Source organism: Alteromonas sp. McT4-15 (assembly GCF_020515205.1).
In the GTDB taxonomy this organism is placed as follows: domain Bacteria; phylum Pseudomonadota; class Gammaproteobacteria; order Enterobacterales; family Alteromonadaceae; genus Alteromonas.
In genome coordinates this window covers 30,757-51,021 of record NZ_JAJALG010000019.1, presented here as the reverse complement: position 1 = coordinate 51,021, position 20,265 = coordinate 30,757, and the positions used below count along the sequence as shown (strand labels likewise).

Sequence of the window (20,265 nt, the reverse complement as noted above, 5' to 3'; positions counted from 1 at the left end):
TCTATTGATTCCTTTCAACTGATAAATCTTTGAGCTTTTCTATGTTGGTCGATAGTTCTTCAATAGACCTTTCATAATCTACTTTAAACTTATCGTCTTCTAAGAAACGCGATAACGACATCTCTAAATTTAAAATGTGCTTTCTCAATGACCAATAAGTATCTTGATCACTTCCCCGTAGAAACACTTCTATATCCTTAAGGGTAGATATACAACACGCGTTAAGTTCTCCGTTATATTCTTGGCCCATATATTTGATCATATGGTCGCTTTCGAGGGACGCACCACTTAGTGGCACAAGAGGCATGTCATCAACAGCACGCCTGAATTGAATTGTTTTCTCTATCGCAAGTTCAATGAGTCGCATTGCTTCAGTTGCCGCTACCAGGTCGTACTCGCTCAGCCTGTCGGACAATAAGTTAACCTCAGGTGATTTAATACCGACTATTTTCGCTTTTATAAGCACCTGTTTTGCGTTTGATAGCTGTTCTTTAGCGTAGATTAAGTGCGTAATATCAGCAGTAACATTGCCACTGATATTTGAGTTTAAGTAATCATTCGCCTTTATAATGATTTGGTTTTGCTCATTAATCGCGTGGTTATAACGGCGTTCAGACTCTGTCAGTGAGGACTTTTCTGTGCAGCCTAGGGCCAAAAGCGCTGTTATTAAGAGTAAGCCATACCGCATTATTCATTCCTTTGTTTACTAATCCTGAAGAGTCGCATAGTTGTCTTGACGTACTCCATTGCATTACACCCTCTACTATATGCTTAGCACTAAACACAGAGCAAACCTTTAGTCTAATTTTTCAACCCTTAGCCATAAAAAAAGCGGCTCGAAAGCCGCTTTAATAATGTGTGTCGTATAAGTCGGTTGAGACTATACGTCTAGGTTTTCAACTTTAAGCGCGTTGGCTTCAATGAATTCACGACGTGGTTCAACTTGGTCACCCATCAAGGTAGTGAATAACTGGTCACAACCAATAGCGTCTTCAATGGTTACTTGCAGCATACGGCGACTTTCCGGATCCATGGTAGTTTCCCAAAGTTGCTCTGGGTTCATCTCACCTAGTCCTTTGTATCGTTGAATATACTGACCGCGTTTTGCTTCGCCCATAAGCCATTCAAGTGCAGCTTTAAACGAGTCTACCGGTTGCTTACGCTCGCCACGTTGGATGTAAGCATCGGCCCCCATCATGTCGTTTATAGCAAGATTAAGTTCTTTAAGGCGCTGATATTCTGAAGACTCAATGAATTCGTGATTAATGATGTACTCATAGTCGATACCGTGCATACGCATGATAATCGTAATAAAGTACTCGCTTAATTCTGCATCATGACGAATCTCGTAACGGTAAGTTGCACCGTCATTTTCGCGCTCTGTTAGTTGCTCAACGAAGTGTTTAGCTACATTTTCAAGGGCAGATTGGTCTTTCAAATCTTCTAGGTTAAGCGTAGGTGTATACAACATTCTGTAAAGAATAGACGCAGGCATTAAGCGCTTCATGCGTGCAATCATTTTCTCTACTGACTGGTATTGTTTAACCAAGTTTTCTAATCCAACACCGCTAATACCTGGGTCATCACTACTTGTATGCAAAGACGCACCATCAATAGCAATAGACGTTAGATAGTTAGTTAACGCATCATCGTCTTTTAGATACTGTTCTTGCTTACCCTTTTTCACTTTATAAAGTGGAGGCTGAGCAATATAAACGTAACCGCGCTCAATGATTTCTGGCATTTGACGATAGAAGAACGTCAGCAGCAAGGTACGAATGTGAGACCCGTCAACATCAGCATCGGTCATGATGATTATACTGTGATAACGTAGTTTCTCTGGATCATACTCGTCGCGACCAATGCCACACCCTAACGCTGTGATCAGTGTGGCGACTTCTTGCGAAGATAGCATCTTATCGAAGCGCGCTTTTTCGACGTTAAGTATTTTACCTTTAAGTGGAAGAATCGCTTGGTTCTTACGATTACGACCCTGCTTTGCTGAACCGCCCGCAGAGTCACCCTCCACTATGTATAGTTCACTTAGTGCAGGGTCCTTTTCCTGACAGTCAGCCAATTTACCCGGCAAACCTGCTAAGTCTAATGCACCTTTACGGCGTGTCATTTCACGTGCTTTACGTGCTGCTTCACGGGCACGTGCGGCATCAATAATCTTTCCTGCTATGATCTTACTTTCTGCAGGGTTTTCTAATAAGAAATCGGCTAACTTTTCGTTCATCGCCGATTCAACAGCAGGACGTACCTCTGATGAAACCAACTTATCTTTGGTCTGAGAACTAAACTTAGGGTCAGGCACTTTTACAGAAATCACCGCAGTTAGACCTTCACGTGCATCGTCACCACTGGCGTTGGTTTTCGCTTTCTTATTAAGCCCTTCCTTCTCCATGTAGTTGTTCAATGTGCGTGTTAACGCGCCACGGAAACCGGCTAAGTGGGTACCGCCATCGCGCTGTGGAATGTTATTAGTGAAGCAGAATACGTTTTCTTGGAAGCTGTCGTTCCATTGCATTGCTACTTCTACTGCGATGCCGTCTTCTTGCTCACTGGCAAAGTGAAACACTTTTTGATGAACGGGTGTTTTTTTCTCATTTAAGTATTCAACAAATGCTTGAATACCACCTTCATACATAAAGTGGTCTTCTTTCCCATCGCGTTCATCTTTTAAACGTATGGAAACACCAGAGTTTAGGAACGATAATTCACGTAGGCGTTTTGCCAGAATGTCGTAGTGATATAGCGTATCAGTAAAGGTATCAGAACTAGGCCAAAAACGAATCATGGTGCCCGTTTTATCTGTATCGCCAGTAACGGCTAGCGGTGCTTGTGGTACACCGTGATGATATTCTTGTTCGTGCGCTTTTCCGCCACGGCGAATACGCAACTTCAAACGACTTGAAAGTGCGTTTACAACTGAAACACCAACACCGTGAAGACCACCTGATACTTTATAAGAGTTATCATCAAACTTACCGCCAGCGTGAAGTACTGTCATAATAACTTCGGCAGCTGAAACACCCTCTTCAGGGTGAAGTTCTGTTGGAATACCACGGCCATCGTCAGACACAGACACTGAGCCATCACTGTGAATTTGCACAACGATCTCAGAACAATGTCCAGCAAGCGCTTCATCGATTGAGTTATCGACAACCTCGAAAACCATGTGGTGCAACCCTGTACCATCATCTGTGTCACCGATATACATACCAGGACGTTTTCTTACGGCATCTAATCCTTTAAGTACTTTAATACTGGACGAGTCGTAGTTGTTCTCTGCTGACATACTAGCTTTTACTCCTCTTTCACGTTCCCATGTTCCACGTGAAACATTTTCTTTTCGTTATATTTTTGTATAAATTCAAGTTGCGTGGATTCAATGGCAGTAACGAAAACCTGCGTATCCATTTCTAGCAACCCGTCAATAAATTGTTCTCTTTTATCCGCGTCCAATTCAGCACCAACATCATCGAGCAAGAAAATACTCTTGTGATGAGTTGCTGAGTTATACAACCTAGTCTGTGACATTTGTAGCGCTGCCACAGCCATTCTAAGCTGCCCTCTCGATAAAAGCTCTTGGGCATTCACACCGTTTACTTTAAGCCGTAAATCAGCCTTGTGTGGCCCAGAAGAGGTATGCCCTATTTTACCATCATACTCACGCTTTTTAACTAGGCTTTCTGATAAAGACACATCTTTTTCCCACCCTTTATAGTAACTCAATTCCACTTCAAAGGTTGGAAGAAATTCCTTTGCATATTCTTTAAAAATTGGCGTTAACGATGACACATAGTCCTGCCTAAATGCTGTCATTGACTCACCAAGCTCAGCAAACTGTGATTCCCAATATTGGTTTTCGGGTGCAGCTAAATTGGCTTGCTGTTTTAGTAATGCATTTCGATGCTTTAAGAATTTTCCATACTGGTTAGCTAGCGAAGGAAAATGATGTTTCACGTGAAACAATCCCCAATCGCAAAATCGCCGACGTTCTGCTGGAGAGCCAATAATAAGGTCTGTACTTTGTGGTGTAAAAAGTTGAATAGGCACAAGGCTCACTAAATCGGCTAACTTTGTGCTGTGCTCGCCATTGATACTACACGTAAATGTGTCTGCCCTGCTACGCTGAAAGCCAAGCTTAAGCGTATCACCCTCATCCGTTAAACAAGATGCAAAGACACTAAAGCTATCCTTTTCATGTTGAATCACAGAGCCATGTTTATTCGTCCGAAAAGAACGTCCAAAACCTAAATAATAAAGCGCCTCAATCAATGAGGATTTACCACTACCGTTAACACCTCGAATAACGGTAAGCGTAGGCGAAGGAGAAAAAGTGATAGAAGAAAGATTACGAAACTGAGTAATCTGGATTCGATCCAGTTTCATGATGTCATCACGTTGCTGATAAAAAAGAAGCGACCTAGTTTACCTAGACCGCTTCTTTGAAAACTAAAAACAAATTTCAAAATGCAATTTTCAACAATTAATGTTATCTAAATACCAGCGCTTTGCTCTACAAGCGCATTGGCATGATAACGTAAAGTGCAGAATCATCCGCACTGTCTTCAATTAACGCGCTGGCATTCGAATCAGAAAGGCTTACTTTGACATCATCAGTGCCTAGAGCATTCAGTACATCAATCAAATAAGCAACATTAAAACCAATTTCTAAATCGTCACCCTGATACTGTACATCTACGATTTCTTCTGCTTCTTCTTGCTCTGGGTTATTAGCAGTAATTTTTAACTCACCAGATGATAGATTTAAACGTACACCTCTGAATTTTTCATTCGACAGAATTGCTGCTCGAGAAAAAGCATCTTTAAGTACCGCTTTACTTGCAATAATTTCCTTATCACCATTTTGCGGTAGTACACGTCTATAATCAGGAAAACGACCATCAACGAGTTTAGAAGTAAAGATAAAATCGTTTGAAAATATGCGTAAATGATTTGCGCCAATTTGTACCTTCAACGACTTGTCGTCTTCGCTGATAAGGCGTGAAATTTCTAATACCCCTTTTCGCGGAATGATCACCTGACGAGCCGGAAGCGACGTTTCATAATTTAAACGACACAACGCAAGACGGTGACCATCGGTAGCAACCGTACGAATAATATTTTCTTCGGTCTCAAGTGACATACCGTTAAGGTAATAACGTACGTCTTGCTGTGCCATAGAGAAGCTCGTTGAATCAATAAGCTTCTTTAAATCGCTACACGTTAGTTCAAACTCTACTTCGCCTTCCCAATCTTCAAGATTAGGATAATCATTTGCTGACAAGGTAGATAATGTATAGCGACCTCGACCAGCTTTAATCAGCGCTTTACTGCCATCCAATGAAAAATGAATGTCAGTACCTTCGGAGATACCACGAATAATATCGAACAACTTCTTGGCAGGAACAGTAATCTCACCTTCGGTAAACTCACCTTCAAGCTTAACGCTCGAAATCAGCTCAACCTCTAAATCTGTACCAGTAAGCCATAGTGCGTCCTCACTAACTTTAATAAGGACGTTTGATAAAATAGGAAGCGTATGTCTACGCTCTACAGCACCAGACACCAGCTGTAGGGGTTGTAAAAATTGTTCGCGGCTTATAGAAAATTTCATCGCTGTGCTATCTCGCCTCTAAGGTCGTGTTGTTAGGAAGACAAAGTCCTAATGAGGTTCTTATAGTCCTCTTTTATATCATGACTTTCTTCTCTTAGCTGCTCTATTTTTCTACATGCGTGCAAAACAGTAGTGTGGTCTCTGCCACCGAACGCATTTCCTAGTTCGGGAAGACTGTGGTTCGTTAGCTCTTTAGCCAGTGCCATAGCAACCTGACGCGGACGCGCAACACTGCGGCTTCTGCGCTTAGATAAAATATCAGCTACCTTAATCTTATAATAATCTGCGACAGTTTTCTGAATATTATCAACGGTTACCAACTTTTCTTGTAGCGCAAGTAGATCACGAAGTGCTTCGCGCACAAAGTCGATTGTTATAGGTCGACCTGTGAAATTGGCGTTAGCGATAACACGGTTTAATGCGCCTTCTAGCTCACGTACATTAGAACGAAGTCGCTTCGCGATGAAAAAGGCAACTTCGTTTGGTAGATGAATTCTATTTTCAGCCGCTTTGCGCATTAAGATGGCAACACGTGTTTCTAGTTCTGGCGGCTCAATAGCTATGGTTAGGCCCCAACCAAAGCGCGATTTCAATCTGTCCTCAACCCCGTCAATCTCTTTAGGATATCTATCAGAAGTAAGAATGATCTGTTGGTTACCTTCAAGAAGCGCATTAAACGTATGGAAAAACTCTTCTTGTGACCGCTCTTTGTTGGCAAAGAATTGGATATCATCGATAAGTAATGCATCAACACTACGATAAAAGCGTTTAAAGTCTTCAATCGCATTGTTTTGAAGTGCTTTTACCATGTCCTGCACAAATCGCTCTGAATGCATATAAACAATTTTAGCGTCGCCGTTATTGGCAACAATTCCATTACCAACTGCATGCAACAAGTGGGTTTTACCTAAACCAGTACCGCCATATATAAATAATGGATTGTATGAGCCACCCGGATTATTTGCGACCTGCGTCGCAGCTGCACGCGCAAGTTGGTTTGATTTACCCTCAACGAAGTTATCAAACTGATAAGTAGGATTAATATTGCTTTTGTGCTTCATCGCCTCAGGAATAGGGATGACTTTTGGTGGTGACGTCACGCGCTGTGTTTGTGAGCCATTGACGCTGTTGCGATCGTAAGTATGGCGATCGCTATGATCCACCGACGGCGCACCGCGATCATTAGTGGTATACGAACTACCATGATCACTATTTGCAGTATAACCACTACTACCAGGGTTAGTAGGAACTGAAGCCTGACTTGCACTATAAGAATGTGATGATGATGGCGGTGCAGAGTGTTGGCTGGACGTCGACGACATCTGCTGCGGCGCACTATTATGAGTATTTACAGACGGTGATGATGGCTGTACTTGAGGCGCTGGCGATGCTCGGTTAACACTTTGACGACTCATTACCTCTAAACGCAATTGTGGTGCATTGTCACCCGCAAACTCACGAAGAAGTGCCGTAATGTTATTTAAGTACTTATCTCTTACCCAATCGAGTACGAAGCGATTTGGCGCATACAGCGCCACAAATCCATCTTGTTCTTCACAAACAAGCGGTCGTATCCACATACTAAATTGCTGCGTAGGTAATTCTTGGCGCAGCCTTTCAAGACATTGGTTCCACAAGGACATGGTACGTTGCTAGCTCCCGTAACTCGCGTGAAAAAGCCAACCCCATAGATGTCACGTTTGCATAAAAGCGTGAAAATAGCAGGCACCAAAACGCGCCATTAAGAAAATAGCGTTGGAAATGTTGGGTAACAGCGAGAAATTAAATTATCGTTTTATTCGCTGTGGATTATCTTACGTTATCAACATAATGTAAATGGCGATCTTGATCGATCTTAAGGATCAAAATGATAAAACAATGAATTTAAATAACTTTTGCTTTAGATCAAAACGCTCTATTATGAGAAAACATCTGTCTAAAATACCCTTAAAAATGCGTTAGATCCCCTTGCATTTTTCACTATTATTGTGTTTTTACACAATCTACTGTGGATAACATCAGTGTCACAATCGCGTTATTCACAGCCTAATTGTATAAAAAACTGCTTTATCGATTAAAAAACAGCGAAAATTGTTCACTTATTCGTCCAAAAAGAGAGAATATGCATTGACAGGAGCCCCCGAGATCTCTAGAATTCAGCGTCCTTTTTCGATGGGCTTTTCTGGTGAAAACACCACATTGTTCTGGCAACAGCATAATGTGTTACCAAAAACGCCTATGTTTAACTAAATATAAGTGAGACTTTGGTCATGAAAAGAACATTTCAACCGAGCAATCTTAAGCGCAAGCGTTCTCACGGTTTTCGTGCTCGTATGGCGACTAAAAATGGTCGTAAAGTACTAGCAGCTCGCCGTGCAAAAGGCCGCGCTCGTCTTTCAGCTTAATTGAAAGACGCCAAAGTGGGCGAGAATAAGTTTTCTAGGGAGTTGCGTCTGCTAACTCCCACCCACTTTACCTATGTGTTTGATAACGCAACTCCAGCTGTATCTCCCTCTTTTACAATTCTAGCTCGAAAAAATTCACTTACGTCACCACGTTTGGGTATTACGCTTGCCAAAAAGCGCATCCGAAAAGCCCATGACAGAAATCGTTTAAAACGTTTAGTAAGAGAAAGCTTTCGACTTAAGCAGCATGACCTTCCCAACGTTGATATTATCGTTATCGGGAAATCCGGTGCTGACAACCTTAGCAACCAAGAAGTTTTCGCAACATTGGAAAAGCTATGGAAAAAATTAAACAAGCGTTGCAACAACTCTTAATTGCAGTCCCTTTGGCCTTGATAAAGTGCTATCAATGGTTTATTTCGCCTGTATTAGGGCAACGTTGTCGTTTCCATCCGTCCTGTTCTTGGTATGCTATTGATGCATTAAAAACGCACGGATTGGTAAAAGGCGGTTGGTTATCGATTAAACGCATATTAAAATGCCACCCTTTGCATGCCGGCGGATATGATCCAGTGCCGGAAAAACAACAAAATAAACACTCAAAATAAAGAGACCTGTATGGAATCGCAACGTAGTTTTCTGATAATTGGCCTCGCGCTAGTTAGCTTTTTGCTTTGGCAACAATGGCAAAAAGATTATGGGCCACAGCTAGTTGAGCCAGCCGCGCAAGAACAAACGCAACAAACAGCTCAAGGTGTTCCCTCTTTTGAAGATGTGAACAGTGAAGAAGTGCCAAGTGGCGATGCTGCTGCACCTTCTGCGCAAGTAGCAACCGCTTCACAAAACACTAGCCGCATTATTGAAGTTAAAACAGACACGCTAGATTTGCGTATCGATCTACTAGGCGGTGATGTTGTATCAGCAGATTTACTTAAGTTTCCTGTAAAACAAGGTTCAGATATCCCGTACAGCTTGCTTCGTTCAGGAAACGGCCTTTATGTGGCGCAAAGCGGTTTAACAGGTGCGCAAGGTCCTGATGCAGATAAAGTAGTTGGACGTCCTGTGTATAATACGTCTAGCGAATTTTTTGAAATGACGGGCGACACGCTCGTTGTGCCGCTAACGTGGAAGAACAGCGAAGGTCTTTCTGTAACAAAGACCTTTACGTTTACAAAGGATAGCTACGAAATTGACGTAAGCTATACGGTTGAAAACGGCACAGCTTCTAACGCGACGGTACAGCCTTACGCGCAACTTAAGCAAGTCATGGCATTTGAAGATGATAGCAACATGTTTATGCCTACCTATCGCGGCGCTGCGTATTCAACAGAAGACGACAGATATCAGAAACTCACATTCGATGATATCGAAGATGAGAACCTTCGCGTAACGACCAAAGCTGGCTGGGTAGGTATGCTTGAGCACTATTTCGTTTCAGCTTGGGTACCGCCTCAAGATGCAACCAATAGCCTGTATTCACGCAATCAAAACAACCGCTACGCTGTCGTAGGTGTACTTGCACCTTCTGCGACCATCGCAGCCGGTGATACGCAAACCCTTTCTTCAACACTTTATTTAGGTCCTAAAGATCAAGACAGCCTTGCGCAAATCGCTCGTGGCCTTGATTTAACAGTGGACTATGGATTCTTGTGGTGGATTTCAAAGTATCTGTTTGCACTGCTACAATTTTTGCACAGCTTGGTAAATAACTGGGGCGTTGCGATTATTCTTATCACTATTGTAGTGAAAGGTGCAATGTACTGGCTAACTAAAAAGCAATATGAGTCAATGGCGCGCATGCGTAATTTGGCGCCTAAGATGCAGCAGCTAAAAGACCGTTTTGGCGATGACAGACAAAAAATGTCACAAGCAATGATGGAGCTGTATCGCAAAGAGAAAGTAAACCCAATGGGCGGTTGCCTTCCGTTATTACTTCAAATGCCAATATTCTTGGCACTTTACTGGGTATTAATGGAAAGTGTTGAACTACGTCACGCCGATTTTGTATTGTGGATCACTGACCTTTCTGTAAAAGACCCATACTTTGTACTGCCTATCCTTACAGGCGCAAGTATGTACCTATTGCAAAAACTTCAGCCAACCACTATTACTGATCCAATGCAGCAAAAAATCATGCAATGGATGCCAGTTGCAATGAGTGTGTTCTTCCTGTGGTTCCCTGCAGGTCTAGTACTATACTGGCTAGTGAGCAACGTGATTACCTTGGTTCAAGCCAAAATGATTTATGCTTCTATGGAGAAGCGGGGCATCAGCAGTAAGTAGTACGCTGATCACTCAATTACACAGCCCGCCTAAGCGGGCTGTTTTGTCTTACAAGTTAGAGGAATATTCCCTGTGCCATCATTTGATATTGTTTCTGAATTGAATATGGAAGAAGTGCGTAACGCAACAGAAAACGCCAGCCGAGAGCTTTCAACACGCTTTGACTTTCGCGGCATAGATGCCAGCTTTGAATACAAAGATAAAACCGTAGTGATGAAAGCAGAAGCTGAATTCCAGCTTCAACAGATGGAAAGCATGTTTCGTACTGCTATGTCTAAGCGCAACGTTGATACCTCATCGATGGACGTAAAGCCTTACGACGCACACGGTAAAACCTATCGTCAAACCATTACCTTCAAAGAAGGTATTGAGCAACCAATGGCGAAGAAAATTGTAAAGTTGGTTAAAGACGCCAAAATTAAAGTACAAACCGCCATTCAGGGCGAAGAGTTGCGTGTTACAGGCAAAAAGCGTGATGACCTGCAGCAAGTGATTGCGCTTGTAAAATCGTCAGACCTTGGCCAGCCATTTCAATTTAAGAACTTCCGCGACTAATTATGGAATCACTCACCCTTTCAACCGACACCATCACAGCCCAAGCGACAGCGCCGGGTCGAGGTGGTGTGGGCATTGTTCGCGTATCAGGCCCAAAAGCTAAAGACATCGCCAGTGCATTGGTACCAAGTGTGTTAACACCGCGTCTTGCAACCTACACGCCGTTTGTAGACGCCAACAATGACGTTATAGACCAAGGTATTGCTCTGTTTTTTAAAGGGCCTAATTCCTTCACTGGTGAAGATGTACTTGAACTTCAAGGCCACGGCGGTCAAGTCGTCATGGATATGCTAATAGATGCTGTGCTGGCGACGGGTCACGCTCGTTTAGCCAATCCTGGTGAATTTAGTGAACAGGCGTTTTTAAACGACAAACTAGACCTTGCACAGGCAGAAGCAATTGCTGACTTGATAGACGCCAGTTCTAAGCAAGCCGCTCGTAGTGCCCTTCGCTCATTACAGGGTGAGTTTTCAACACAAATTCAAACATTATCTGACCAAATTGTTCACCTTCGCATGTACGTTGAAGCAGCGATCGATTTTCCAGAAGAAGAAATTGATTTCTTATCAGACGGCAAAGTAGCAGGTGACTTAAGCACCATTATGCAAAGCCTCACTACCGTGCGCGAACAAGCTAAACAAGGTACCTTGTTACGCGAAGGTATGCAGGTGGTCATTGCAGGTAGACCCAACGCTGGCAAATCAAGCCTGTTAAATGCATTAGCTGGTCGCGACAGTGCAATTGTCACTGATATAGCGGGCACTACAAGGGATGTACTGAAAGAACATATTCATATTGATGGCATGCCCGTTCACATTATTGATACTGCGGGTCTTCGCGAAAGCCCCGACAAAGTAGAACAAATTGGTATTGAGCGTGCTTGGCAAGCCATTAATGACGCTGATCATGTGTTGTTTGTTGTCGATTCAACGGCAACCACTGTCATCGACCCCTTTGCCATTTGGCCAGAATTTATGGCTCGCCTCCCTCAAGGTATTCCTGTTACCGTAGTGCGAAACAAAGCCGATTTAAGTACGCTAGATATCGGTCAAAGTACCGTCAATACACAACAAGGCGATATATCGGTTATCAATCTGTCGGCAAAACAAGGTGATGGTGTTGATACGCTTAAGGCGCATCTGGCTAAAACGATGGGGTTTGACACCACTACTGAAGGGCAATTTATCGCTCGTCGCCGTCATATCGATGCCTTAGATCAGGCCTATAGATATGTCAGTACAGGCGAACAGCAGTTGCACGATGCGATGGCCGGAGAGTTACTTGCCGAAGAGTTGCGTCTAGCCCATCAAGCACTGTGTGAGATAACCGGTGAATTCACTTCAGACGACCTGCTTGGTAAGATATTTTCGTCGTTTTGTATTGGCAAATAAGAGATATAACAAGAAGTCAGTAAACCATGAGTAAGCATTTTGAAATTATTGTAGGCACCATGTTAGGTGCTTCAGAGTACGTAGCAGATGCCATAGCTGAAAAGCTTGATGCAAGCGGTCATACACACACAATTCACACCGAGCCAAATCTTGATGATATAAAAACGGATGCGACATGGATTGTATGCACGTCGACTCATGGAGCAGGTGAACTCCCAGACAATATTCAAGAATTTGCCGCGCAATTAAAAGGCGCACCTTTACACACAGTAAATGCATTTGTCATTGGCCTGGGTGATACCAGTTACGATACTTTTTGCTTTGGCGCTAAAGAAATAGAAAAGCACATTACTGATAACGGTGGTACTTTACTTGCCGATGCACTTTATATCGATGTGCTTGAACACCCAATTCCTGAAGATGCGGCCGTGGAATGGTTTGAAGGTCAGCTTGATCATTTATGATAACGAATCTTACCCAAGCTGAGCTCGCCGCATTAACCTCACCACTGTCTAACGAGTGTCGCGTATTATATTTGCTTGGGTTACGAGAAGGCGCCAATAGCGCTACCACGTCTTCATCTCCTATTGATTATAAGCACTTGCTGAATTTACTTAACGGTGATGATAAAGACCCCCCCTATCAACGGGGTCGGCAAATAAACTCGTTAATAAAACAACTGGAACAAGTGGGTTTAGTGGCACTTCCTGTTGAGATGGATTTAGAGCACACCATTAATGGCAAAACGCTACTGCTTCCGCTAATTAGCGAGCCGCAGTCTGACTTTGATCAGCTACATACACGTCACAGCGCAATGTCAGCAACTTGGAAACCGAACCAAGCACTGTTTGAAGAGATGGCGTCACTACTGGGTATTATCGATAAAACATTCGATGATAACGAAGTGGGTGAATTTGTCGCTTATTGGTTGGGTCGCCCTAGCTCGGTATTCAGCGAGTTTCAATGGACACAAAAATTTGCCAACAATATCAAACGCAAGCGACTTGCATCAGGCTATGCGCCAACAAAAGTAGTAGGTACACAGCAAGTGAAAGTTGCAGCCGGCATAGAAGCGGATGATAATGCTAGAAAGCTTGTGGAAAAATATGCCGCATCAAAGAAGAGTTAAATCATTATGGATCGTATAGCTGACAAAATTGCCAACCTGGCCAAGGCGCTAAACAAGAATGTCGATAACAATGAAGAGTATATCGATTACAGCACGCTGAGAAAGCAATACGAAGCCAAAGCCAATGAAGAGGTTTCGCAGCTACAACAACGCAGCAAAAAAGCGCGTGTAGAAGCTATACATGGCCGTTCTGACCTCAACCCAAAGTGGACCTTTGCGAACTTAGTCGAAGACAGTGATGATGTAATAGAAGCAGTATCAATAGCGCAGTCCTTTATAGCCGCACATGATGATCCCGCGTGGCGACAAAGTGGCTCACATATGATGTTGTTCTATGGCGATTACGGTCGTGGCAAATCTCACATAGCCGGTGCTATTGCGCACCAACTTATTGAGCAATATGAAATTTCAGTGCTCTATCGACAACTCTCTACCCTGCTTGAAATGCGCAACTTTTCATTTGATTTTGCTGCGACAGACAACGCAAGCCAACGCTTTAGAGAGATCAATCAAGAGCTTCTTGATGTGGACTTGCTGATCTTAGATGAAGTGTGTGTCAACGAATCAGCGCTTAAAAAGAATGCGCAAAGTTGGTTTGGCAATCTACTCAGACAGCGTTTGGTCAATAAGAAAAACTGTATTCTTATCACTAACCACAACTTAGCAGAACTCGAGAATGCCCTAGGTCGTTATTGTTTTGAATCTATCAAAGAATACGACACTTACAAAGTACGCTTCCAAGGGCCAAGTCGACGTGAAGGCCTTACGATAGAACAAGAAGATATGCAGTCTTCAAACGCACAACCTCGTTATCAACCCAATCAGGTGCGTTAACTTAGTCTTGACGAAAAGTCACTTTCTGACTATTTTATCGCCATCTAACTTACGGAGTCATGTCGACATGAACAACTAACACCTGTTTTCCATTTCTTTTTATTTTGGATCTACAGGGTTAGTGGGCGCATTGTCGGACTTCTCACGCTTTATAAAAGTTTTATCTACTCAAGCCTTCTCTACTGGAGAATGTATATAATTGCCTGACACGCGCTTGCCCCTGTGTAACAGGAGGCAATTATGCCGTTACTACACGCACAACAAATTTCTTATCAGTTAGACAATGGCCGACTGTTGTTTGACAGTCTATCGTGCCAACTTTCGCACAAACGTGTGGGCCTAGTAGGCAATAATGGTGTAGGCAAATCACTTTTGGCTGCGATCCTTTGCAAACAAGTATTCCCAACAAGCGGACGTGTGGTTTGTACGCCACATCTGGGGGTTTATCACCAACAAACTTCTCATTTGTTGTCTGATGACAGCGTCACCATAGCGCGATATCTCAACGTACATGACAAACTAGATGCGTTACAACAAGTGGCATCAGGTGACTGTGCTTCGCACTGGTTTGACGTTATTGGCGATGACTGGAACCTTCGTGAAACGGTTGAGCTTTCATTACGTGAAATAGGTGTGCCCTGTGCACTAGATTTGCCTTGTTCTCACTTAAGTGGCGGACAACTAGCAAAGCTTAAACTTCTAAAACTTCTCAATGAAGACCATGAGTTACTGATTTTAGATGAACCTTCTAATCACCTTGATAGCACATCAAAACATTGGCTTAAAACACGCTTAGGCGCTTTTAAGGGTACTGTTTTGTTGATCACACACGACCGTGAACTGTTAGAAGATGTAGAGCAAATATGGGAGTTATCAGAAAGCGGCCTTCACTGTTTTGGCGGTAATTTTGATCACTACCAAAAGCAAAAAAACGCTGAATTGGCCGCCGTAGAGCGTCAGCTAAACGCTGTAGACAAACAAAAACGACAAATGGCGGCACAAGCGCAAAAGAATCACGAAAAAGCGCAGCAACGGGCAAGCCAGGGTAACAAGTTACGCAAAGACAAAAGCCAACATAAAGTACTGCTAGATAAAAAGCGAGACAGTGCGCAAGCTAACGCGTCGACAAGAAATAAGAACCACGACGCCAGACAAGTGCGATTACAGGAGAAAGAAACCGCCCTCAAAACTCGCCAATGCGAGCTAACACCACAGCAGTTTTATATGAAAGACACTCAAGCAAGTGGAAAAACGGTGATCTCTTTAAACCGCATCGTACTGCCCTTTGGGGCACAAAAGCCTTTATCACTGACTTTAAAAGCGAATGAAAAGTGTCATGTGTCAGGCGCTAATGGATGCGGTAAATCAACCCTTTTGAAAATACTAATAGGTAGGTATCACATTGCAGGTGGCACGATGCGCGTGAATACACCCACCTATTATCTTGACCAGCATTTTTCTGTTGTTGAAGCACATATGTCCGTGTTGGATAATCTTTTGACCCATTGTAATGAACTAACGGTAAGCGATGCGAGGACCCTACTTGCAGGCATTGGTTTACGCGGCGACAGTGTATTACAAAAGGCACAAACCCTTAGCGGTGGTCAAAAGATGAAAGTTGCTATGCTTATTGTAAGTCATCAAACAACCCATCCGTTCTTATTACTTGATGAACCTGACAATCATTTGGACATAGACGCAAAAACACGACTATCTGAAGCACTGTCAAACTACAAAGGAGGATTTTTATTAGTCAGCCACGATACATATTTTGTACAAGATTGTGGTATCACTGACACGCTGATGCTTTGATGAAGGTCTACAATTACAATAAAAAAGCGAAATATTATTGCCGTAACAGGGAAGTTACGAAATAAATAGCGCACAGTGCAAAACGTGATCTTGCGATCTAATCACAGGTAAATGAAAAGATCTCTTCCACAATAAGATCGACCTGTAAGGCATGTGGTTACGCGATCTTCTGATCGCAATACATATTTAGCAAACATTTTATCCCCAGTTGGATCACATCTTGATCACCCCTGTGGATAGGATCCCACAAACCGCTGTGTATAAGCTCTGATCGAAAAAAGAATAACTTTTCAAACAAATCGGCATGTGGATAAAAAGGCTATTTATGCACAAGTTTGAGAGGGGGTTATGGATCGGGGTTTCCCAAACTTATTGATCGCGTAACTAGATGATCTTAATGCGCTTTGATCGGTTACCCACAGATCTTGATGATCCTAATAAAAGTAAAAATAAACAGATCTAAAAGAGATCTTAAGATCTTATATTTCGATCAGCCTTTTTCAAAAAACACTTTTGAAGAAAATTTAATCATTTTATTTATCCAATAACTCAGATAAAATACGCGCCCTTTTTTCAGCAGTGTCTGTTTAAAGAGTTAGGTTGTTTATACGTCTTTTCCTTAGGTTTTTAGTGAGGTTTATCCATGTTTTATGCTGAAGCATTTGATGTCATCGTTGTTGGCGGTGGGCATGCAGGTACAGAAGCTGCACTAGCATCTGCGCGCATGGGTGCAAATACATTACTGCTCACACACAATATTGAAACAATTGGCCAGATGTCATGTAATCCAGCTATTGGTGGGATCGGAAAAGGCCATTTGGTTAAAGAGATTGATGCCTTAGGTGGCGCAATGGCGCTTGCTATCGATCAAGGCGGTATACAGTTTAGAACACTTAATTCTAGTAAAGGGCCTGCTGTGCGCGCAACACGTGCGCAAGCAGACCGTACGCTTTACAAAAATGCTATTCGCAATATTGTTGAAAACCAAGAAAACCTGACGTTATTCCAACAAAGCGTGGATGATCTCATTGTTGAAAACGATCGCGTATGCGGTGTAGTGACTCAAATGGGACTGAAGTTTAAAGCTAAAACCGTTGTACTGACGGTGGGTACTTTCCTTGGCGGCACAATTCACATTGGTCTTGAGAACTATCGAGGTGGTCGCGCAGGCGATCCGCCCTCAATCGCACTTGCTGATAGACTTCGCGCGCTACCATTCCGTGTTGATCGATTAAAAACAGGTACACCGGCGCGCTTAGATGCCCGTTCGCTCGACTTCTCGGTTATGCAGCCTCAACCAGGCGATGATCCAACACCGGTATTTTCTTTCATGGGTAACCGTGAAATGCACCCAACGCAAATACCATGTTACATCACGCATACTAACGAAAAAACACACGACATTATTCGTGGTGGTCTTGATCGCTCACCCATGTTTACTGGTGTAATTGAAGGTATTGGTCCTCGTTACTGCCCTAGCATCGAAGATAAGATCACGCGTTTTGCTGACAAATCATCGCACCAAATTTTCGTTGAGCCTGAGGGCTTAAACAGCATTGAAGTCTATCCTAATGGCATATCAACCAGCTTGCCATTTGACGTTCAAATGAACCTTGTTCGTTCAATCAAAGGTTTTGAGAATGCCCATATCGTACGTCCTGGCTACGCTATCGAGTACGACTTCTTTGATCCAAGAGACCTTAAACAAACTCTTGAAACAAAATTTATTGAAGGGCTTTTCTTTGCCGGTCAAATCAACGGAACAACTGGCTACGAAGAAGCTGGTGCACAAGGGCTTGTCGCTGGTGCTAATGCGGCGCTTCAAGTACAGCAAAAAGATCCACTCATTTTGCGTCGTGACCAAGCGTACATGGGTGTATTGATTGATGATCTTGCTACGATGGGGACAAAAGAGCCGTATCGTATGTTTACCAGTCGAGCTGAGTATCGTTTGCTACTTCGCGAAGATAATGCAGATAGCCGTTTAACTGCGATGGGCCGTGAGATTGGTTTAGTTGACGATGCGCGCTGGGCTAAATTTAACGACAAGATGGAAGCGGTTGAAAGTGAACTTCAGCGTCTTCGCGGTCAGTGGATCCACCCTGATCATGTGGCAACGCCAGAATTAAACCCAATGCTTAAAAACCCGGTAAGTCGCGAACACTCTCTTGAAGAATTGATCCGTCGACCAGAGATGACTTATAGCCAGTTGATGGAAATTGAAAGTATCGGCCCAGGCCTTGACGATCCGATTGCCGCTGAGCAGGTTGAAATTCAAATTAAGTACGCGGGTTATATTGCGCGTCAAATGGAAGAAATTGCTAAAACACAGCGCCACGAAAATACCTTGTTACCGGTAGATATGGACTTCAGTAAGATTTCTGGATTATCAAATGAAGTGGTGGCGAAATTATCTGAAGCCCGTCCGGAAACTATTGGTAAAGCGTCGCGTATATCAGGCATTACGCCAGCAGCCATTTCACTGTTGTTGGTTTACCTCAAAAAACACGGCATGCTTCGCAAGCAAGATAAAATCAGTGCGTAAAACACGCACTTAACTCGCCTAGCGATCACAAGCACTTAGCTTTTCCGAGATCTTCGCGTATCATTGTGACGATCTCGGCAAAGTGTGTTCGCTGGCACAAAGATCTTCCAACGTTAAATTCACGTTTTCCACTTACACCACTTGTAAGTTAAGACAAGTATGAGTTTTTGGAAAAACGCTTTTTTTTCAATTAGATAAAACAGAATTATCCATGAGCTTACCACAAGAATTGCATACCATACTGACATCAGGCCTCGCGGCACTCTCACTTGAACTTAGTGATACGCAGCAACAGCAATTGGTTGACTATGTTGTGATGATTGATAAGTGGAATAAAGCGTATAACTTAACGTCAGTGCGCGACCCAAAGCAAATGATGGTTAAGCACATTCTTGATTCATTAGCCATTGTGCCCCATTTATCTGCAAGTGCTGGTGAAAATATTATTGATGTAGGCACAGGACCTGGTCTGCCCGGTATGCCATTGGCTATCGCTTTTCCAAACAAATCGTTCACCCTGCTTGACTCATTAGGGAAGCGTGTTCGCTTTATGACACAATGTGTCCATACACTTAAGCTTACCAATGTAACCCCTGTGCAAAGTCGCGTAGAAGAGCATAATGGTGAAAAACCTTACGATATTGTACTTAGTCGTGCCTTCGCTTCATTAAAAGATATGTTGCACTGGTGCGAACATCTGGTAGATTCAGATGGTCAGTTTTTGGCGCTAAAAGGTCAGTTTCCGCAAGAAGAAATAGACGAAGTAAGTGATCACTTTCAGGTGAGTCGAACGGAAAACCTCACTGTGCCTAATCTAGTCGGCGAAAGACATTTGGTTTGGCTGAAAAAGAAATAACAGGATCTAACGTGGCTAAGGTAATCGCGATCGCGAATCAAAAAGGTGGTGTAGGCAAAACGACCACCGCAGTTAATGTGGCTGCTTCAATGGCAGCGACCAAGCGAAAAGTGTTGCTTATCGATCTTGACCCTCAAGGCAACGCAACGATGGGCAGTGGCGTAGACAAGTACGACGTCGATGCCACCGCGTTTGAATTGTTGATTGAAGAAAAGCCCATCGATGAAGTGATCGTAAAAGCGACAAGCGGTAAATACGATCTTATCGCGGCAAATGGCGATGTGACTGCGGCTGAAATCAAATTGATGGAAATGTTTGCGCGCGAGGTGAGACTTCGCAACGCACTGGCTCCAGTGATGGACTACTACGATTTTATTTTTATCGATTGCCCACCCTCGCTTAATCAATTGACGGTAAATGCACTTGCAGCCGCTGACTCGGTTATGGTGCCAATGCAGTGCGAGTACTATGCGCTTGAAGGTCTTACTGCGTTAATGGATACCATTCAAAAATTAGCGTCGGTCGTAAATCCAGAATTGAAGATTGAAGGCGTATTGCGTACTATGTACGACCCGCGTAATCGCCTCGCAAATGACGTTTCAGAGCAGCTCAAGCGTCATTTTGGTGAGCAAGTTTATCGTACGGTAATTCCACGCAACGTGCGTCTTGCTGAAGCACCAAGCTTTGGAACGCCCGCGATGTACTACGATAAGTCATCAACGGGTGCCAAAGCGTATTTAGCATTGGCGGGCGAAATATTACGCCGTCGGGATAAATCTTCGCCTGCACAGGCAAAAGCAAGTTAAACGAGAATAAGCTGAATATCATC

At 43.3% G+C, this 20,265-nt stretch carries 18 protein-coding genes; 13 read left to right on the top strand and 5 right to left on the bottom strand.

Translation table 11 applies throughout. The annotated features are described in order from the left end of the window. Position 1: 1 nt before the first annotated feature. The 5 genes from LHL20_RS13660 to dnaA all read right to left on the bottom strand — a co-directional run bounded on the left by LHL20_RS13660 (position 2) and on the right by dnaA (position 7,269). Positions 2–688 (bottom strand): hypothetical protein, encoded by a 687-nt coding sequence (locus LHL20_RS13660; protein ID WP_226433687.1) that lies wholly within the window; start codon positions 686–688, stop codon positions 2–4. A gap of 192 nt (positions 689–880) precedes the next feature. Then, entirely contained in the window at positions 881–3,301 is a 2,421-nt protein-coding gene (gyrB, locus tag LHL20_RS13655) for a DNA topoisomerase (ATP-hydrolyzing) subunit B (RefSeq protein WP_202263028.1), read from the bottom strand. Positions 3,302–3,309: 8 nt separating this feature from the next. After that, positions 3,310–4,398 (bottom strand): DNA replication/repair protein RecF, encoded by a 1,089-nt coding sequence (gene recF / locus LHL20_RS13650; protein WP_202263027.1) that lies wholly within the window; start codon positions 4,396–4,398, stop codon positions 3,310–3,312. A 127-nt stretch (positions 4,399–4,525) separates the two neighbouring features. Further along, on the bottom strand, positions 4,526–5,626 hold the full coding sequence (dnaN, locus tag LHL20_RS13645; protein ID WP_202263026.1) for a DNA polymerase III subunit beta: 1,101 nt from the start codon (positions 5,624–5,626) through the stop codon (positions 4,526–4,528). Between the two features lie 32 nt (positions 5,627–5,658). Beyond that, complete coding sequence (gene dnaA, locus LHL20_RS13640; RefSeq protein ID WP_226433686.1) at positions 5,659–7,269, bottom strand: chromosomal replication initiator protein DnaA; 1,611 nt, start codon at positions 7,267–7,269, stop codon at positions 5,659–5,661. Positions 7,270–7,896: 627 nt separating this feature from the next. Between dnaA and rpmH the strand changes: the two genes are divergently transcribed. The 13 genes from rpmH to LHL20_RS13575 all read left to right on the top strand — a co-directional run bounded on the left by rpmH (position 7,897) and on the right by LHL20_RS13575 (position 20,242). After that, complete coding sequence (gene rpmH / locus LHL20_RS13635) at positions 7,897–8,031, top strand: 50S ribosomal protein L34 (RefSeq protein WP_014290886.1); 135 nt, start codon at positions 7,897–7,899, stop codon at positions 8,029–8,031. A gap of 15 nt (positions 8,032–8,046) precedes the next feature. Next, positions 8,047–8,406, top strand: coding sequence for a ribonuclease P protein component (gene rnpA / locus LHL20_RS13630; protein ID WP_202263024.1), 360 nt, complete (start codon positions 8,047–8,049; stop codon positions 8,404–8,406). Beyond that, on the top strand, positions 8,391–8,639 hold the full coding sequence (yidD, locus tag LHL20_RS13625) for a membrane protein insertion efficiency factor YidD (protein ID WP_207308071.1): 249 nt from the start codon (positions 8,391–8,393) through the stop codon (positions 8,637–8,639). Before rnpA ends, yidD begins: the two co-directional genes overlap by 16 nt. Before the next feature lie 10 nt (positions 8,640–8,649). After that, positions 8,650–10,314 (top strand): membrane protein insertase YidC, encoded by a 1,665-nt coding sequence (yidC, locus tag LHL20_RS13620; RefSeq protein ID WP_226433685.1) that lies wholly within the window; start codon positions 8,650–8,652, stop codon positions 10,312–10,314. A 72-nt stretch (positions 10,315–10,386) separates the two neighbouring features. Next, positions 10,387–10,869 (top strand): YajQ family cyclic di-GMP-binding protein, encoded by a 483-nt coding sequence (locus LHL20_RS13615; RefSeq protein ID WP_226433684.1) that lies wholly within the window; start codon positions 10,387–10,389, stop codon positions 10,867–10,869. A 2-nt stretch (positions 10,870–10,871) separates the two neighbouring features. After that, a complete protein-coding gene (mnmE, locus tag LHL20_RS13610) occupies positions 10,872–12,260 on the top strand; it encodes a tRNA uridine-5-carboxymethylaminomethyl(34) synthesis GTPase MnmE (RefSeq protein ID WP_226433683.1) in 1,389 nt (462 codons plus the stop codon). 26 nt (positions 12,261–12,286) lie between these two features. After that, positions 12,287–12,724 carry a flavodoxin domain-containing protein gene (locus LHL20_RS13605; RefSeq protein WP_226433682.1) on the top strand — a complete coding sequence of 146 codons (438 nt, stop codon included), beginning with the start codon at positions 12,287–12,289 and terminating at the stop codon, positions 12,722–12,724. Further along, positions 12,721–13,389 (top strand): DnaT-like ssDNA-binding domain-containing protein, encoded by a 669-nt coding sequence (locus LHL20_RS13600; RefSeq protein ID WP_226433681.1) that lies wholly within the window; start codon positions 12,721–12,723, stop codon positions 13,387–13,389. The genes LHL20_RS13605 and LHL20_RS13600 overlap by 4 nt, the downstream gene beginning before the upstream one ends. A gap of 6 nt (positions 13,390–13,395) precedes the next feature. Beyond that, the gene (locus tag LHL20_RS13595) at positions 13,396–14,223 is read left to right on the top strand and encodes an ATP-binding protein (protein WP_202263013.1); all 828 of its coding nucleotides are present in this window, start codon (positions 13,396–13,398) and stop codon (positions 14,221–14,223) included. Between the two features lie 240 nt (positions 14,224–14,463). Continuing rightward, the gene (locus tag LHL20_RS13590; protein WP_226433680.1) at positions 14,464–16,035 is read left to right on the top strand and encodes an ATP-binding cassette domain-containing protein; all 1,572 of its coding nucleotides are present in this window, start codon (positions 14,464–14,466) and stop codon (positions 16,033–16,035) included. 643 nt (positions 16,036–16,678) lie between these two features. Then, positions 16,679–18,580: a tRNA uridine-5-carboxymethylaminomethyl(34) synthesis enzyme MnmG gene (gene mnmG / locus LHL20_RS13585; protein ID WP_226433679.1), complete on the top strand. Its 1,902-nt coding sequence runs from the start codon at positions 16,679–16,681 to the stop codon at positions 18,578–18,580. Positions 18,581–18,791: 211 nt separating this feature from the next. Then, the gene (rsmG, locus tag LHL20_RS13580; RefSeq protein WP_202263010.1) at positions 18,792–19,436 is read left to right on the top strand and encodes a 16S rRNA (guanine(527)-N(7))-methyltransferase RsmG; all 645 of its coding nucleotides are present in this window, start codon (positions 18,792–18,794) and stop codon (positions 19,434–19,436) included. Positions 19,437–19,447: 11 nt separating this feature from the next. Continuing rightward, positions 19,448–20,242, top strand: coding sequence for a ParA family protein (locus LHL20_RS13575; RefSeq protein WP_202263009.1), 795 nt, complete (start codon positions 19,448–19,450; stop codon positions 20,240–20,242). Positions 20,243–20,265 lie beyond the last annotated feature (23 nt).

Excerpts from the sequence above, each read along its gene's own strand:
- LHL20_RS13660 (WP_226433687.1), bottom strand. The coding sequence starts at position 688 with ATGCGGTATGGCTTACTCTTAATAACAGCGCTTTTGGCCCTAGGCTGC.
- gyrB (WP_202263028.1), bottom strand. The coding sequence starts at position 3,301 with ATGTCAGCAGAGAACAACTACGACTCGTCCAGTATTAAAGTACTTAAA.
- recF (WP_202263027.1), bottom strand. The coding sequence starts at position 4,398 with ATGAAACTGGATCGAATCCAGATTACTCAGTTTCGTAATCTTTCTTCT.
- dnaN (WP_202263026.1), bottom strand. The coding sequence starts at position 5,626 with ATGAAATTTTCTATAAGCCGCGAACAATTTTTACAACCCCTACAGCTG.
- dnaA (WP_226433686.1), bottom strand. The coding sequence starts at position 7,269 with ATGTCCTTGTGGAACCAATGTCTTGAAAGGCTGCGCCAAGAATTACCT.
- rpmH (WP_014290886.1), top strand. The coding sequence starts at position 7,897 with ATGAAAAGAACATTTCAACCGAGCAATCTTAAGCGCAAGCGTTCTCAC.
- yidC (WP_226433685.1), top strand. The coding sequence starts at position 8,650 with ATGGAATCGCAACGTAGTTTTCTGATAATTGGCCTCGCGCTAGTTAGC.
- mnmE (WP_226433683.1), top strand. The coding sequence starts at position 10,872 with ATGGAATCACTCACCCTTTCAACCGACACCATCACAGCCCAAGCGACA.
- LHL20_RS13605 (WP_226433682.1), top strand. The coding sequence starts at position 12,287 with ATGAGTAAGCATTTTGAAATTATTGTAGGCACCATGTTAGGTGCTTCA.
- LHL20_RS13600 (WP_226433681.1), top strand. The coding sequence starts at position 12,721 with ATGATAACGAATCTTACCCAAGCTGAGCTCGCCGCATTAACCTCACCA.
- LHL20_RS13595 (WP_202263013.1), top strand. The coding sequence starts at position 13,396 with ATGGATCGTATAGCTGACAAAATTGCCAACCTGGCCAAGGCGCTAAAC.
- LHL20_RS13590 (WP_226433680.1), top strand. The coding sequence starts at position 14,464 with ATGCCGTTACTACACGCACAACAAATTTCTTATCAGTTAGACAATGGC.
- mnmG (WP_226433679.1), top strand. The coding sequence starts at position 16,679 with ATGTTTTATGCTGAAGCATTTGATGTCATCGTTGTTGGCGGTGGGCAT.
- rsmG (WP_202263010.1), top strand. The coding sequence starts at position 18,792 with ATGAGCTTACCACAAGAATTGCATACCATACTGACATCAGGCCTCGCG.